The sequence below is a fragment of the Streptomyces cynarae genome, assembly GCF_025642135.1.
Lineage (GTDB): Bacteria > Actinomycetota > Actinomycetes > Streptomycetales > Streptomycetaceae > Streptomyces > Streptomyces cynarae.
Map to the genome: position 1 here is coordinate 7631189 of NZ_CP106793.1, position 14988 is coordinate 7646176.

At 70.9% G+C, this 14988-nt stretch carries 14 protein-coding genes and 1 pseudogene; 11 read left to right on the forward strand and 4 right to left on the reverse strand.

Annotated elements, in window-relative coordinates; all coding sequences use genetic code 11:
• The first annotated feature begins 3 nt into the window (after nucleotides 1–3).
• Complete coding sequence (locus tag N8I84_RS34380) at nucleotides 4–1431, forward strand: non-reducing end alpha-L-arabinofuranosidase family hydrolase (protein WP_263233378.1); 1428 nt, start codon at nucleotides 4–6, stop codon at nucleotides 1429–1431.
• Nucleotides 1432–1612: 181 nt separating this feature from the next.
• On the opposite strand, the gene N8I84_RS34385 is transcribed toward N8I84_RS34380, so the two are convergent.
• Together N8I84_RS34385 and N8I84_RS34390 are read right to left on the reverse strand one after the other, a co-directional pair.
• Nucleotides 1613–3214, reverse strand: coding sequence for an MFS transporter (locus N8I84_RS34385; RefSeq protein WP_263233379.1), 1602 nt, complete (start codon nucleotides 3212–3214; stop codon nucleotides 1613–1615).
• Nucleotides 3215–3347: 133 nt separating this feature from the next.
• Nucleotides 3348–4361 carry an NAD(P)/FAD-dependent oxidoreductase gene (locus N8I84_RS34390; RefSeq protein ID WP_263233380.1) on the reverse strand — a complete coding sequence of 338 codons (1014 nt, stop codon included), beginning with the start codon at nucleotides 4359–4361 and terminating at the stop codon, nucleotides 3348–3350.
• A 98-nt stretch (nucleotides 4362–4459) separates the two neighbouring features.
• Between N8I84_RS34390 and N8I84_RS34395 the strand changes: the two genes are divergently transcribed.
• Together N8I84_RS34395 and N8I84_RS34400 are read left to right on the forward strand one after the other, a co-directional pair.
• Nucleotides 4460–5053 (forward strand): helix-turn-helix domain-containing protein, encoded by a 594-nt coding sequence (locus tag N8I84_RS34395; protein WP_263233381.1) that lies wholly within the window; start codon nucleotides 4460–4462, stop codon nucleotides 5051–5053.
• Between the two features lie 189 nt (nucleotides 5054–5242).
• Nucleotides 5243–5836, forward strand: coding sequence for a DUF4291 domain-containing protein (locus N8I84_RS34400; RefSeq protein ID WP_263233382.1), 594 nt, complete (start codon nucleotides 5243–5245; stop codon nucleotides 5834–5836).
• 64 nt (nucleotides 5837–5900) lie between these two features.
• Here the strand turns inward: N8I84_RS34400 and N8I84_RS34405 are convergent, their stop codons facing one another.
• The gene (locus N8I84_RS34405; RefSeq protein ID WP_263233383.1) at nucleotides 5901–6551 is read right to left on the reverse strand and encodes a DUF4360 domain-containing protein; all 651 of its coding nucleotides are present in this window, start codon (nucleotides 6549–6551) and stop codon (nucleotides 5901–5903) included.
• Nucleotides 6552–6891: 340 nt separating this feature from the next.
• Nucleotides 6892–7275 carry a substrate-binding domain-containing protein gene (locus N8I84_RS43235; RefSeq protein WP_390899071.1) on the reverse strand — a complete coding sequence of 128 codons (384 nt, stop codon included), beginning with the start codon at nucleotides 7273–7275 and terminating at the stop codon, nucleotides 6892–6894.
• A gap of 354 nt (nucleotides 7276–7629) precedes the next feature.
• Here N8I84_RS43235 and N8I84_RS34415 point away from each other — a divergent pair.
• From N8I84_RS34415 to N8I84_RS34450, 8 genes and pseudogenes are all read left to right on the forward strand, one after another.
• Nucleotides 7630–9512: pseudogene (locus tag N8I84_RS34415) on the forward strand (ATP-binding protein).
• 56 nt (nucleotides 9513–9568) lie between these two features.
• Nucleotides 9569–10003: a roadblock/LC7 domain-containing protein gene (locus N8I84_RS34420; RefSeq protein WP_263233384.1), complete on the forward strand. Its 435-nt coding sequence runs from the start codon at nucleotides 9569–9571 to the stop codon at nucleotides 10001–10003.
• A 2-nt stretch (nucleotides 10004–10005) separates the two neighbouring features.
• The gene (locus N8I84_RS34425) at nucleotides 10006–10377 is read left to right on the forward strand and encodes a DUF742 domain-containing protein (RefSeq protein WP_263234977.1); all 372 of its coding nucleotides are present in this window, start codon (nucleotides 10006–10008) and stop codon (nucleotides 10375–10377) included.
• On the forward strand, nucleotides 10355–10954 hold the full coding sequence (locus N8I84_RS34430; protein WP_263233385.1) for a GTP-binding protein: 600 nt from the start codon (nucleotides 10355–10357) through the stop codon (nucleotides 10952–10954). The genes N8I84_RS34425 and N8I84_RS34430 overlap by 23 nt, the downstream gene beginning before the upstream one ends.
• On the forward strand, nucleotides 10951–11520 hold the full coding sequence (locus tag N8I84_RS34435) for a GAF domain-containing protein (RefSeq protein ID WP_263233386.1): 570 nt from the start codon (nucleotides 10951–10953) through the stop codon (nucleotides 11518–11520). The genes N8I84_RS34430 and N8I84_RS34435 overlap by 4 nt, the downstream gene beginning before the upstream one ends.
• A 182-nt stretch (nucleotides 11521–11702) precedes the next feature.
• Nucleotides 11703–12731, forward strand: a complete 1029-nt coding sequence (gene tdh, locus N8I84_RS34440; protein WP_263233387.1) for an L-threonine 3-dehydrogenase — start codon at nucleotides 11703–11705, stop codon at nucleotides 12729–12731.
• Nucleotides 12732–12767: 36 nt separating this feature from the next.
• Nucleotides 12768–13967: a glycine C-acetyltransferase gene (locus tag N8I84_RS34445; RefSeq protein ID WP_263233388.1), complete on the forward strand. Its 1200-nt coding sequence runs from the start codon at nucleotides 12768–12770 to the stop codon at nucleotides 13965–13967.
• Between the two features lie 32 nt (nucleotides 13968–13999).
• Complete coding sequence (locus tag N8I84_RS34450) at nucleotides 14000–14905, forward strand: LysR family transcriptional regulator (protein ID WP_263233389.1); 906 nt, start codon at nucleotides 14000–14002, stop codon at nucleotides 14903–14905.
• The last annotated feature ends 83 nt before the right edge of the window (nucleotides 14906–14988 follow it).

Sequence of the window (14988 nt, forward strand, 5' to 3'; positions counted from 1 at the left end):
CCCATGCGCGGACGAAGTTTCAGCCGCAGGCATCTGTCTGTGGTGCTCGCCGCTGCGGTTGCGGCCCTGGTCGCGTTGGCGGCGCTGCTCGTCGCCAACCCGGCTCAGGCGGCCACCAGCGGCGCCTTGCGCGGTGTTGGTTCCGGCCGGTGTCTCGATGTGCCGGGCGCCAGTCAGACCGACGGCACTTACCTGCAGATCTGGGACTGCTCGGGCGGGACCAACCAACAGTGGACGTTGACGGACAGCAACCAGCTGACCGTGTACGGCAACAAGTGCCTGGATGTTCCGGGCCACGCCACCGCGGCCGGTACCCGGGTGCAGATCTGGACCTGTACCGGCGGTGCGAACCAGCAGTGGCGGGTGAACTCCGACGGCACGGTCGTCGGCGTGGAGTCCGGCCTGTGCCTGGACGTCACGGGTGCCGGTACGGCCAACGGCACGGCGGTGGAGATCTGGACGTGCAACGGCGGCAGCAACCAGAAGTGGACCGGCCTGTCCGGGACGTCGACCCCGCCGGGGGGCGGCACGTGTTCTCTTCCGTCGACGTACCGGTGGACGTCGACCGGTCCGTTGGCGCAGCCGGCGAACGGGTGGGTCTCGCTCAAGGACTTCACCAACGTGGTGTACAACGGCAAGCACCTGGTCTACGCGTCGAACGTGTCGGGATCGTCGTACGGCTCGATGATGTTCAGTCCGTTCACGAACTGGTCGGACATGGCGTCGGCCGGCCAGACCGGGATGAGCCAGTCCGCGGTGGCGCCCACGCTGTTCTACTTCGCACCCAAGAACATCTGGGTGCTGGCGTCCCAGTGGGGTGCGTCGCCCTTCGTCTACCGGACGTCGAGCGACCCCACCAACCCCAACGGCTGGTCCGCGCCGCAGCCGCTGTTCACCGGCAGCATCCCCAACTCCGGCCCGATCGACCAGACCCTGATCGGTGACGGCCAGAACATGTACCTGTTCTTCGCCGGTGACAACGGCAAGATCTACCGGGCGAGCATGCCGATCGGGAACTTCCCGGGCAACTTCGGCTCGTCGTACACGACGGTCATGAGCGACACGACGGCCAACCTGTTCGAGGCGGTGCAGGTCTACAAGGTCCAGGGCCAGAACCAGTACCTCATGATCGTCGAGGCTCGGGGTGCGAATGAGCAGCGCTACTTCCGCTCGTTCACCGCCACCAGCCTGAGCGGTTCCTGGACCCCGCAGGCCGCCAGCGAGAGCAACCCCTTCGCGGGCAAGGCCAACAGCGGTGCCACCTGGACCAACGACATCAGCCACGGTGACCTGGTCCGCAACAACCCCGACCAGACCATGACCATCGACCCCTGCAACCTGCAGTTCCTCTACCAGGGCAAGTCCCCCAACGCGGGCGGCCCCTACGACCAACTGCCGTGGCGACCGGGCCTCCTCACCCTGCAGCACTGACCTGCCCGATCCACGGTGATCGCGATGTGGTGCGGTCTGCCGGTGCGTGGACGAGCGGTTCACTGCGTGGGCGACGCCACCTGCTGACCGATATGCACCACCTCGAGGAACCCCGGCCCTGTGCCGGCCGGGGTTCCTCTCGTTTGTGGACTTTCGTCGCAGCGGCAGGCGGTGGTCCGTGTTATCCAGCGGTCGCGTCGGCTGGTTCCGGTTCGTTCGCCGGTGTGCGGATGGGGTGCTGGGGGCCTCGGGCGAGCACGTAGACGATGAGGGCGGCCATGACGGCGACCCCTGCCCACATGGCGTGCTGCCAGCCGTCGACGAACGACTCCTGGGCGGCACGGATCAGAACTCGCGCATGAGGGCCGGCCTGGTCCGCGGCGTCGACGGCGTTGGCGACGCCTTCACGCGCGGCATCGGCCGGGCCCGAGGGAACGCCGGCGAGTCGGGAGTCGATGGCGTTGCGGTAGCCGGCGGACAGGAGTGCTCCGAGCAGGGCGACGCCGAGCGCGGTGCCGAATTCGCGGGTGACGTCGTTGAGTGCGGACGCGACGCCCTGACGCTCGCGGGGGAGGGCACTGGTGATGGCCTCGGTGGAGGGTGTCATCGACAACCCCATGCCGATGCCCATGGCGAGCATGCCGGGCAGGACGGACAGATAGCCGCCGTCGACGGAGACGATGGCGGCCATGAGCGCCAGACCGGCACAGGCCAGGAGGATTCCAGTGGCCGTGGTCGCTCGGGGGCCGATACGCGCGGCCAGCTTGGGTGCGAGGCCGGAGACCGTCATCATCAGCACGGCCATGGGCATCAGCGCCAGGGTGGACAGCAGCCCCGACCAGCCGAGGACGGCCTGGAAGAAGGGGAAGAGGACCACGAAGATGCCCGCTTGGACCCCGAAGACCACCAACAGCGTGATCGAGCCGCCGGCCAGAGAGCGTTCGCCGAACAGGCGCACGTCCAGGAGCGCGGCATCGCGGCGGCGCAGTTCCCAGGCCACGAAGGCACCGGCGGCGGTGATGCCGACGGCGAGGCTGAGCAGAGTCGCGGGCGCGGTCCAGCCGCGCTCAGGGCCTTCCTGAAGGACGAAGATGAGCCCGACCACGGCGACGATGGAGGTGAGCGCGCCGACGGTGTCGAAAGTGCGCCCGGACGTCTCGCGGGAGTCGGGTACGGATCGCAGCGTCATGGTAAGCGCGACGACGACGAGTGCGACGGGGAGGACGAACAGCCACCGCCAGCCGGCCACGTCGACCAGGGCGGCGGAGAGGAACATGCCCAGGATGCCGCCGCCTCCGGCGACGCCGGTCCACACGCCGATCGCCCGCCCCCGTTCGCCTTCGGGAAAGGTGGAGGTGATGACGGCGAGCGTGATGGGCATGATGATCGCCGCGCCGACGCCGCCGAGCAGGCGTGCGGCAAGCATGACCGCTGCTGACGGGGCGAAGCCTGCCGCTGCACTGGCGATACCGAAGACGGTCAGGCCGGACAGCAGCATGGGCTTGCGGCCGACGCGATCGCCGATCGCGCCGAGGGGCAACAGGAGCGCGGCCAGGCTGAGGGTGTAGATGTTGATGATCCACAGAATCGTGCTCTGCGAGGCGCCGAAGGTGACGGCGAGGTCGGGCTGGGCGACGTTGAGCCCGGACACCGAGGCGATGACGGCCATCAGCGCGACACAGACGGCGATCAGGATCGTGCGACGCTGACGCGCGTCGGGCACCCCCTCGCCGGCGACGCCCCTCGGCTCAGCGCTCACCTTGCCAGGCTGGTTCGTACTCATCAATTCCTCTCAACGGACATGCCGATCTCGGCGCTGGAGCAAAGCTGAAGCACCAGGGGGCGTAGGGGTGGGTTCCGCCCGTCTCTTACGCGGTTGGAGCGCAGCGGCTGCGGGGCCGGTGACGGGCGGGCGGTCAGGCGTGAGTGATGTCGCGCTGCGCGGCGGCGAGGGCCGCCTCGGTGTCGGCGGTGGCCAGGTCGGCATTCATGTGGGCCCCGGCCAGGGCGCCTGCTGCTGCCGAGGCGCCGACCTGGGCGGTCGGATCAGTGGCGTTGCCTGCCACCCACACGCCCGGCACCTCGGTGGTGCCGGCCATGCCGGTGGCGAAGTGGCGTCCCATCCCGCCGGGCAGGTCCTGCATCGGCAGCCCCAGATCCTCCAGGCCCGCGGAGCGCGCCCGCATGGTGGTCGCGACGGCGAGGACGCGGCGAGGGATGAACCGACCGTCCGCCAGGCGCACGCCCGCGATACCTCCGCCCTCGGCCGCCACGACCTGGTCGACGGGGGTGTCGACGATACGGATGCTGCGGGCGGCGAAGCGCGCCCGGGTGTCCTCGTCGAGTCGGGTGCCGCCGGTGAAGTAGATGAGGTCGTCGGTCAACTGGCGGAACAGCAGTGTCTGGTGGAGGGAAGCCGGGCCCACCGCCAGGACACCGATGGGCTCGTCGCGTACCTCCCAGCCGTGGCAGTAGGGGCAGTGCACCACGCTGTGTCCCCAGTGTTCGGCCAGCCCGGGAACGTCGGGCAGAACGTCCCGAAGACCGGTGGCGACCAGGAGGCGGCGCGCGTGCAGGGCGGTGCCGTCGGACAGGGTGACAGTGAAGCGTGGATCCCCGTCGGCGGACGGATCAGCCGCAGCGGCCCCGATCACCTCGCCGGTTCTCACCGTGCCGCCGTAGCGGCGGACTTCTTCACGGCCCCGTTCGAGCAGTTCGGCCGGAGGAGTGCCGTCCAGGCCGAGCAGCCCGTGCACGCCCTGGGCGGGCGCGTTGCGCGGAGTGCCGCTGTCGATCACGACGACCGACCGGCGGCAACGGGCCAGCATCAGTGCTCCACTCAGACCGGCGGCGCCACCACCGATCACTACGGCGTCAACGGTCCCGCCCGGCAACTCTTCGGCCGCGCGTGCGGTGGTCGTCGCAGGCATGTCGTCGTCCCCTTTCCGTCGCTGCCCCACCAGTCGTCGGGGGGCCGAGCACGAACGACGCTAACCGTGCTTTGCCGCAATGGCATACAATGTTGCCTATGACGCAAGACAATGGTGAGCTGGACAGCCTGGTGCGCAAACGCATCCGCGCACTGCGTGTGGCCCAGGGCTTGTCCTTGGAGGAGTTGGCCGCCCGCGCCAAGGTCAGCCAGTCCACGCTCAGCCGCATCGAGAACGGCCGACGCCGCCTGGCCCTGGACCAGCTCGTCACCCTCGCCCGCGCCCTGGACACCTCCCTCGATCAACTGGTCGAGACCGCCACCGACGACGTCGTCTCCAACCCGGTGGTCGACGCAGCCCACGGGCTGATGCGCTGGCCGATCAAGGCGGACCCCGGCATGACCGTCGTACGTCAGCGCATCACCAACCCGCCGCCCGACAATCCCTCGCGCATGCGTGCCCATCCGGGCCGCGAATGGCTCGTCGTCCTGTCCGGCACCGCGATCCTGCTGCTGGGCAACCGGCACTTCCGGATCGAGACCAACCAGGCGGCGGAGTTCCCCACGATGCTCCCGCACGCCATCGGCGCCGAGGGCGGACCGTGCGAGACTTTGGGCATCTTCGACCGCGATGCCCGCCGCGGTCACCAGCGAGGCGAGGACGCCGACAAACCGAACCGCCCGTCACCGTGACCGTGCGCGTGTTCCGCAGCCCGACCGGCCACCGCCTCGGGCCGCCGCCCTCCGTCTGCGCAAGATCGGCATGAGGTCGGCCGCCTCAGCCGGCATCGCCGCCACCCTCATGTGCCACCGCAGGCTGGGCGGCCTCTCGCCGCGGTAATTCGATGGCGCATCCGTAGCCGTGTGTCCACCCTGGTCCACGTGGCAGCACCAAAGCACCAGATACGAGCCCTGCACACGGACTCCACGGTCACCGTCTACCAGGCGTACGCACCGGAGATCGGTCTGCCGGCCGCCCGGGAGGGCTGTTTCCCGGCGGTGTGGCAGCGGGACCGGATGACATGGATCAAGCCGTCGTTCCTGTGGATGATGTACCGCTGCGGGTGGGGCACCAAGGAAGGCCAGGAAACCGTCCTCGCCGTCGAGATCGCCCGCGAAGGCTTCGAGTGGGCACTGGAACACGCCTGTCTGTCCCACTTCGAACACGGGCTCCACGCAGACCGCTCCACGTGGAAGCGCCAATTGAAGCGGGCCCCGGCCCGAGTGCAATGGGACCCAGAGCGCGACCTGCGTCTTCAGCCGCTTCCCCACCGGTCGCTGCAGCTCGGCCTCGCCGGCGAAGCCGCTCGTCTCTACGCCGATGAATGGATCGTCTCCATCACCGACATCACACCGCTCGCCCACACGATCCATGCCCATGTACGGGATGGAGACCTGGAAATGGCCCGGCAACTCCTGCCCCGTGAACGCCCATATCCCGTGAACGACGGGACCTTGGCTCATCTGCACCAATGAGCCATGACCCGCCACGCCGCCGACGGGCGGGCAGCGTCGCGCTCACCCGCCCGCCGGCTCCTGTTCAGGAGCGCGGACACTCCTTCCAGGCCATGTGGTACACGGTGCTGATGTCCCCGTCCGTCGAGTCCATGGTCATGAAGCTGACCTTGCCGGGCGCGGACGTGCCCGCGGTGACCCGAAGTTCGGTGTTGATGTTGAAGTTGCGCTGCACTCCGCACGGCGCCCAGACGAGCTGCGCCCAGTCCGTGCTGTCGGTGGCCTGCCAGTTGTCGTTGTAGGGGCCGTTGAACGGGTGGCTGCGGAAGGCCGTGTTCGAGGAGCCCTGGAAGTAGTACGAGGCCCGCTGGGTGCCGCTCGCGCCCTGCTGGAGTGAGGCGAAGCCGCGGTAGTCGGCGCTGGCGATGGCGTAGGTGAAGCCCTGCGGGACGTGCACGACCAGGTTGAGCTGGCAGTTCTTGCGGAAGGCGGTGGGGTCGGAGGTCCCGCCGGCCTGAGCGAGGTAGTCGCTGTAGGTCACCGTGAAGGCGGTGTTGTCCTCCGAGACGGCGACGGCGGTGGTGCCCTGCGGACAGCCGGAGCCGTTGACCGTGGCGACATCGATGACGATCTTGTCCGGGGGCGGGTCGGTGAAGACGGGTGAGCTGTGCTGCGCCGGAATCGTGGTGGTGAGAAGAGCGGCGATCGCGCCGCTCAGAAGAAGTCCGCCGGCCATGGTTCTCCCTCGTTCGGTGGGGGGTGGACACGCGCGAGCTAGTCATGAGCACGTCAAACTTGCCCGCGCAGACTCCCGGCCTGTGGAGAAACCATGAGCGAGTTGTGAAGGCCGGGAGCGCTCGCATCGTACGCAGCCGCCCATCGGGGGGACAGGTCGATCCCCGGCCATTCATCGACGGGCCACGCACGGCGGGTGTCGCAGGCGAACGCCGATCGCGGCCGCGCCTCGCCCGTGCCGCGCCCGTTGTGCGCGCCGGCAGGTTCAGCGAGGGCGCAGTTCTCCCGAGCCGCGGGGGATGAGCCGGGTGGGTGTCTCCGTGGTGCGTGCTCGGGAGCCGTCACCGTCCAGGCGGGTCGGCGATCGTCGCGGCCGCGGCGCCCATGGCCGCCGGGTCCTGGGCGACGACGGTGAGGGCGGGCTCGAGGACCTCGGCGACCGGTATGTCGTCGAAGCCGACCAGCGCGACATCCCTGCGGCCTGCCCGGGCGAGGCCCGGCACGGCTCCCATGGACGCGAAGTTGTTCGCCGCGAACAGCGTCGTCGGCGGGTCCGCAAGGCTCAGCAGACGCTCGGTGTCGGCGGCCGCCGACCGGTCGCCCCGCTCGATCAGCTCCGCCCGGCGGCCGCCGATCGGCAGACGGCCGCCGACACTCCGGGTGACGATCCCGAGGGGCGCCGTCCGGGGTTCCGGGGAGCGGAAGACCCCGGGCCGGCTGACTATTCGATCGGCGTTCGAGCGGGGCGAGGACCGTGGAACGGGAAATTCCTCAGCGACTCACCTTTTGCTTGTGACCACTTCTGACCAGCCCTGATCGCTTCAATAACAAGCGGGAACGCGTGACCGACACGGTTATCGGTCTGTCGTACGACAGGTCATACCAGAGCGGGAAGCTCTCCGGAGGACTTTGTCAACAGCCCACCCCACCTGCCTCCAGGGCGACTACTCTGAGTGTCCGTCGGGCGACGCAGGGCCGGAACGTCGGCTCTCTCGACCGGCGCCGCGATGGCGCGTGCGCGAGTCGCGCAGACCCGCGGGAGCCCCCACGCCCCCGACGCACCCAGGACGAGGACGCCGATGTCTCACCTTCGCGCACCCGCCGCACGCGAAGACCGCCGCCAGGGCGGGCGGCACGGGCGGCCGGCCGCCCACGCGGTCCTCCCGCACCCCGAGATCCGGATACGGCCCCAGCTGTGGCGGCTGGCCGTCCTGCCGCCGCTCGCGGTGGCCCTCGCCGCCTGCGCCGCCGTGCTCTTCGCGGTCCGTACCACCGGCGCACGCCCCACCCTCGCGCTCTGGGCCGTGCTCGCGGGCTCCTCGGAGTCACCGTGGTGGGCATCGTGATCGCCGCCGTGGCCGCCGAGCGCGCCGCCCGGTCCGTGACCGGCCGGCTCGACGCGTTGCGCCGCGAGAGCGCCCGCGACGAGGCCGACCTGCGCGCCCTCGTGGAAGCGCTGCGCCACGGCGAGGCGCCGCCCGTGCGTGCGCCGCGCGGCACACCCGCCGCCGACGCCGACGAGTTCGAACAGCTCGCCGCGGAGCTGGCACGCGCCCACGACGGCGCCGTCGCCGCGGTCGTCCAGGCGGCACAGCTCTCCAGCCGGGCGGACAGCGAACAGAAGCTCGAGGTGTTCCTGAACCTCGCACGGCGGTTGCAGTCGCTCGTCCACCGGGAGATCTCCATCCTGGACGAGCTGGAGAACGACATCGAGGACCCCGATCTGCTCAAGGGCCTCTTCCACATCGACCACCTCGCCACCCGCATCCGGCGCCACGCCGAGAACCTCGCCGTGCTCGGCGGCGCCGTCTCCCGCCGGCAGTGGAGCAACCCGGTCCCCATGACCGAGGTGCTGCGCTCCGCGACCGCCGAGGTCGAGCAGTACACGCGGGTCCGGCTCGTGCCGCCGGTCGACGGCAGCCTGCGCGGACACGCCGTGGCCGACGTGATCCACCTGCTGGCCGAACTCGTCGAGAACGCCACGGTGTTCTCGCCGCCGCACACCCAGGTGGTGCTGCGTGCCAGTCTCGTCACCTCGGGACTCGCCGTGGAGGTCGAGGACCGAGGGCTCGGCATGCCCCAGGCCGAGCAGAACAAGATGAACGCCCTGCTCGCCGACCCGGACCAGTTCAGCGTCGCCGGTCTGCTGACGGACGGCCGCATCGGCCTGTTCGTGGTCTCCCAACTCGCCCGCCGGCACGGCATCCACGTCCGGTTGCAGACCAACATCTACGGCGGTGTGCAGGCCGTGCTCGTCCTGCCGCAAGGGCTGCTCGGCCCGGCACCGGGCGCGGCCGCGACGATGACACCGGTGGCACCGCAGGGCACCGCGGTCGCTACGGGCGCCCGGAGCACCGGAGGCGCATCCGACTCCCGGAGTGCGGCGACCCCGACCAGCCCCCGGGACACGGCCAATGCCGCGAACCCGTGGCCCACGGTCACCGCGGCCTACCCGCACACCACGGCCGTCGCCGCCCCGCCGCACACCCGTCCCATCCGCCATCCCTACGCCCCGGCGTCCGAACACCCCGCACCCCACGAACCGCGCCGCACGGCACCCGCGGGCATCCCGGCCGACCCCGTCAGGACCCCGTTGCCCGTCCGCGACACCGACGCACCACGGTCCACCCCCGCCGAGGCCCGGCCCGGCATCAGCCCCGCCGACCGCGCGACCCTCGCCGAGGAGGCGACCAGACCGACGGTGCCGCGCCCCGACGCGGCGAGCGCGGCCCTGGGCAGACCCTCGCTGCCGCGCCGCCGCGCCCAGGAACACCTCGCGCCTCAGCTCCGCGGCGGCCCCACCCCGCCCGTCCACCAGGACGCCGACCGGTACACCGGCCACGACCCCGGCCTGATGGCCGCGTTCCGACGGGGCATCGGCCTCGCGGAAGCCCTGCGTGAGTCGACCCCGCCCGAACATGACCTGACAGACCGTCACGACGGGAGCGCTCCGGCCGGATGACCGCCCCGACCCCTCCCGCTTCCGCAGACCCACGTACCCCAAGGAGTCGATCCACCATGGCGAGCGAAGCGCCTACCGCCCAGGCTCATGACCTCGACTGGCTGATGAGCGGCCTCGTCCAGCGCGTACCGCACACCACGAGCGCGGTCCTCCTCTCCTGCGACGGGCTGGTGAAGGCCGGACACGGCCTCGACCCGGACGGCGCCGACCACATGGCCGCCCTCGCCTCCGGCCTCTACGCCCTCGGCCGCAGCGCCGGCGTCCGCTTCGGGGACGGCGGTGACGTACGGCAGGTCGTCGTCGAACTCGACGCGACCCTGCTGTTCGTCACCACCGCCGGCTCCGGCACCTGTCTCGCCGTCCTGGCCGACCGCGAGGCCGACGCGGCGGTCCTCGGCTACGAGATGGCGATGCTCGTCAAGAGTGTGCGACCGTACCTGACGACCGCGCCCCGCCGAAGCGTCGAACAGTCCACGGCGACGCGGCCTTGAGCATCACCACGGCCGGTGACGGCCCCTGGCTCGACGACGCGGCCGGGCGGCTGGTGCGTCCTTACACGATCAGCAACGGCCGCACCCGCCCGACCGCCGCGCTCGACCTCCTGTCACAGGTGAGGGCCACCGGATCAACCCCCCTCGGCCCACTCGGCCCGGAGCACGCCCAAGCGCTCGGACTGTGCCGTTCGGCCGTCCCGGTCGCCGAGGTCGCCGCCCACCTGAGGCTGCCGGCGGCGGTCACGAAGGTGCTGCTGTCCGACCTCGTCGACTGCGGGGCGCTCACCACCAAGCCCCCCGCACACCACCACAACCCCACCGACCGGTCCCTTCTGGAGGCAGTGCTCGATGGACTACGACGACAGCTCTGATCCCTTCCCCACCGCGCTGAAGATCCTGGTGGCGGGAGGGTTCGGCGTCGGCAAGACGACCTTCGTGGGAGCGGTGAGCGAGATCGCGCCGCTGAGCACGGAGGAACTGCTCACCACGGCCGGCGCCGCCACCGACCGCCTCGACGGCATCGAGGGCAAGGTCGAGACGACGGTGGCGATGGACTTCGGCAGGATCACCCTGGACCCGAAGCATGTGCTGTACCTGTTCGGGACGCCCGGGCAGGAACGCTTCTGGTTCATGTGGGACGAGCTGTCGGAGGGCGCGCTCGGCGCGGTGATCATCGCCGACACCCGGCGCCTGGAGGACTGTTTCGCCGCCGTCGACTTCTTCGAGCGCCGCGGCCTCGGATTCATCGTCGCCGTCAACGAGTTCGACGGCGCCCACCGCTACGACCCGCAGGAGGTGCGCGCCGCCCTCGACCTGGATCCCGGGGTCCCCGTGGCGCGCTGCGACGCCCGGATCTCCAGCTCCGGGATTCAGACCCTGCTCACGCTCGTCCGCCACCTGCTCGCCCAGACGCCGGCACCCGCCACGAGCCGCGGAGCCCGCGCATGAGACTGAGCCGACTGCTCCTGACCCCTCAGGACGTGGACGCCCCCGAGCGCGTTCGCAGGCTGCGCCGACTCGGCCTCGGGGAGCGCGCGGAACCGGAGTTCGACGCCTTCGCGGACCGGCTCGCGGGGCTCGCCGAGGTGCCGTACGCCATGGTCACCTTCGTGCAGGAACACCGTCAGTACTTCGCGGGACTCCACCAGCCCGACGACCGCCCCCTCACCGCGCCCGCGGACCCGGACGGCGAGTCCGGCGAACCGGCCCGCCACCTGGGCCGCGAGTACGGCTTCTGCCCGCATGTGGTCGTCCGGCGCAAGGCCCTGGTGCTGGAGGACGTCCGTGACTACTCCCGCTTCGCCGGCAATCCGCTCGTCGACGAAGCCGGCGTCCGCTCCTACCTGGGCGCCCCGCTCATGGACGGCACGGGCATCGCTCTCGGCACGGTCTGCGCCCTCGATGTGCGACCGCGCCCCTGGGGTCGCGCGGGCCTGGACACCATCAAGTCGCTGGCGGCGGAGCTCGCCGAGCGGATCACCGTCAGGGAGAGGGGTGATGCCGAGCGCGCCTGAGGGCAGGACCCCGGCGGTGCGGAAGCGCGGGGCGTGAAGGAAAGCTGCGGTCGCGCTTAAGAAATCCTCGATGGACCGCCGATCCCCGATGCGGCAGATTTCTGAGCGACTTCACATCCTTCCCCCGGCGCGGGCGCCTTCGGCATGCCCGGCGCCGGGCCCCACTCCCAGGAGCCGTAGCGTTGAAGGCGCTGGTCAAGGACAAGGCGGAACCAGGGCTCCGGCTCATGGACGTTCCGGAGCCCGCCGTCGGCCCGGGCGAGGTACTGATCAAGGTGCTGCGGACCGGGATCTGCGGAACCGACCTGCACATCCGCGCGTGGGACGGCTGGGCCCGGCAGGCGATCCGCACGCCCCTGGTCGTCGGGCACGAGTTCGTGGGCGAGGTCGTCGCCACCGGACGGGACGTCACCGATGTGGGCGTCGGTGACCGGGTCAGCGGCGAGGGCCACCTGGTGTGCGGTAAGTGCCGCAACTGCCTCGCCGGGCGCCGCCATCTGTGCCGGGCGACCGTCGGGCTCGGTGTCGGGCGGGACGGCGCGTTCGCCGAGTTCGTGGTGCTGCCCGCCACGAACGTGTGGGTGCACCGCGTCCCCGTCGACCTCGATGTCGCCGCGATCTTCGACCCGTTCGGCAACGCCGTGCACACGGCCCTGTCCTTCCCACTGGTCGGCGAGGACGTCCTGATCACCGGTGCCGGTCCGATCGGCCTGATGGCCGCCGCCGTGGCCCGGCATGCGGGCGCCCGCAACGTCGTCATCACCGACGTCAGCGAGGAGCGCCTGGACCTCGCCCGCAAGATCGGCGTCAGCCTCGCCCTGAACGTCTCCGAGGTGACCATCGCCGACGGCCAGCGCGAACTCGGCCTGCGCGAGGGCTTCGACATCGGCCTGGAGATGTCCGGTCGCCCCGAGGCGATGCGCGACATGATCGCCAACATGACGCACGGCGGCCGCATCGCGATGCTCGGCCTGCCGTCCCAGGAGTTCCCCGTCGACTGGGCGCGCATCGTCACCTCGATGATCACCATCAAGGGCATCTACGGCCGCGAGATGTTCGAGACGTGGTACGCGATGTCCGTCCTGCTGGAGGGCGGCCTCGACCTGTCACCCGTGATCACCGGCCGGTACGACTACCGCGACCACGAGGCCGCGTTCGCCGACGCGGCGAGCGGCCGCGGCGGCAAGATCATCCTCGACTGGACCGCGTAACTCCCTCCCGGCGTAAGCACTTTTAGGAGCCTCTCCATGTTCGACTCCGTGCGCGACGACCTGCGCGCCACCCTCGACGAGATCCGCGCCGCCGGGCTGCACAAGCCCGAGCGCGTGATCGGCACCCCGCAGTCCGCGACCGTCGGCGTCACCGCGGGCGGCCGCCCCGGCGAGGTGCTCAACTTCTGCGCCAACAACTACCTCGGGCTCGCCGACCACCCCGAGGTGATCACCGCCGCCCACGCGGCGCTGGACCGCTGGGGCTACGGGATGGCGTCGGTGCGCTTCATCTGCGGTACCCAGGAGGTCCACAAGGAGCTGGAGGCGCGCCTTTCGGCCTTCCTCGGCCAGGAGGACACCATCCTGTACTCCTCCTGCTTCGACGCCAACGGCGGTGTGTTCGAGACCCTTCTCGGCGAGCAGGACGCGGTCATCTCCGACGCCCTCAACCACGCCTCGATCATCGACGGCATCCGCCTGTCCAAGGCCCGCCGCTTCCGCTACGCCAACCGCGATCTCGCCGATCTGGAAAGGCAGTTGAAGGAGGCCACCGAGGGTGGTGCCCGCCGCAAGCTGATCGTTACCGACGGCGTGTTCTCCATGGACGGCTACGTGGCCCCGCTGCGCGAGATCTGCGACCTCGCGGACCGCTACGACGCCATGGTGATGGTGGACGACTCGCACGCCGTCGGCTTCGTCGGCCCCGGCGGCCGGGGCACCCCCGAGCTTCACGGCGTCATGGACCGCGTCGACATCGTCACGGGCACCCTCGGCAAGGCGCTGGGCGGCGCCTCCGGTGGTTACGTCGCCGCCCGTGCCGAGATCGTCGCCCTGCTGCGCCAGCGCTCCAGGCCGTACCTCTTCTCCAACACCCTCGCCCCGGTGATCGCCGCGGCCTCCCTCAAGGTGCTCGACCTGCTGGAGTCCGCGGGCGACCTGCGCGAGAAGCTGAACGAGAACACCGCTCTCTTCCGCCGCCGGATGACCGAGGAGGGCTTCGACATCCTGCCGGGCGACCACCCGATCGCCCCGGTCATGATCGGCGACGCCGCGAAGGCCGGACGCTTGGCCGAGCTGCTCCTGGAGCGGGGCGTGTACGTCATCGGCTTCTCCTACCCGGTGGTCCCGCAGGGCCAGGCCCGGATCCGGGTGCAGCTGTCCGCGGCGCACTCCACGGACGACGTCCACCGCGCCGTCGACGCCTTCGTGGCGGCCCGGGCGGAACTCGACGTCTGAGGCGACCCGGACCTCTTGCGATAATCGTTCGCATGATCGAAGCGCGGCGGCTGCACATCCTCCGTGCGGTGGCCGACCACCGCACGGTGACGGCCGCTGCCGCCGCGCTCTACCTCACCCCCTCCGCGGTGTCCCAGCAGCTCACCGCGCTGGAACAGGAGACCGGCCACCGGCTCGTCGAGCGTGGCGCCAAGGGCGTACGGCTCACTCCCGCCGGCGAGATCCTGCTCAGCCACACCCATGCCGTCCTGGCGCAGCTGGAGCGCGCCGAGGCCGAGCTGGCGGCCTACGGCGCGGGCTCGGCGGGCACGGTGACGCTGGCTTCCTTCGCCACCGGCATCGGTCTGGTCGTCGCCCCCGCGCTGGCCAGGCTCGCCCGCAGCGCGCCCGGCATCCGCATCCGCGTGCAGGACGCGGAGGGCGACGAGAGTCTGCCGATGGTCCTCGACCGGCAGGTCGACGTGGCGGTCGCCGTGGAGTACCGGGGCGCGCCGGACGCCGACGATCCCCGGCTGACGCACATCCCGCTCTACGCCGAGCCCTTCGACGCCGTCGTACCGGTCACCCACCGCCTGGCCGACACCCCGGAAGTCCCGCTCGCCGAACTGGCCAAGGACCCGTGGATCGGCCCCTATCCCGGCAACCCCTGCCATGACGTGGTGGTCCTTGCCTGCGAGCACGCCGGGTTCCAGCCCCGCCTCGAGCACTCCTCGGACGACTTCCGGGCGGTCGTCGCCCTCGCCTCGGCGGACGCGGGGGTGGCGCTGGTGCCCCGCTCGGCCCTGCGCGGCATGGATCTCACCGGCGTGGTGGTCCGTCCGGTCGACGGTGTCGCGCCCACACGCCGGGTCTTCGCGGCCGTGCGCCGGGGCGCGGAGGAGCACCCCCTGATCCGACCGGTGCTGGACGCGCTGACGGAGGCGGCGACGGCGGACTGACGGGCGCCCCCCGTCTCCGGGGAATCCGGAAAAACCCAGGCGCTCACAGCACTCTCCTGTCTCTCAAATTTGGGATAACATCC

Coding starts and splice junctions, on each gene's coding strand:
- N8I84_RS34380 (WP_263233378.1), top strand. CDS start 4: ATGCGCGGACGAAGTTTCAGCCGCAGGCATCTGTCTGTGGTGCTCGCC.
- N8I84_RS34385 (WP_263233379.1), bottom strand. CDS start 3,214: ATGAGTACGAACCAGCCTGGCAAGGTGAGCGCTGAGCCGAGGGGCGTC.
- N8I84_RS34390 (WP_263233380.1), bottom strand. CDS start 4,361: ATGCCTGCGACGACCACCGCACGCGCGGCCGAAGAGTTGCCGGGCGGG.
- N8I84_RS34395 (WP_263233381.1), top strand. CDS start 4,460: ATGACGCAAGACAATGGTGAGCTGGACAGCCTGGTGCGCAAACGCATC.
- N8I84_RS34405 (WP_263233383.1), bottom strand. CDS start 6,551: ATGGCCGGCGGACTTCTTCTGAGCGGCGCGATCGCCGCTCTTCTCACC.
- N8I84_RS34420 (WP_263233384.1), top strand. CDS start 9,569: ATGGCGAGCGAAGCGCCTACCGCCCAGGCTCATGACCTCGACTGGCTG.
- N8I84_RS34430 (WP_263233385.1), top strand. CDS start 10,355: ATGGACTACGACGACAGCTCTGATCCCTTCCCCACCGCGCTGAAGATC.
- N8I84_RS34435 (WP_263233386.1), top strand. CDS start 10,951: ATGAGACTGAGCCGACTGCTCCTGACCCCTCAGGACGTGGACGCCCCC.
- N8I84_RS34445 (WP_263233388.1), top strand. CDS start 12,768: ATGTTCGACTCCGTGCGCGACGACCTGCGCGCCACCCTCGACGAGATC.
- N8I84_RS34450 (WP_263233389.1), top strand. CDS start 14,000: ATGATCGAAGCGCGGCGGCTGCACATCCTCCGTGCGGTGGCCGACCAC.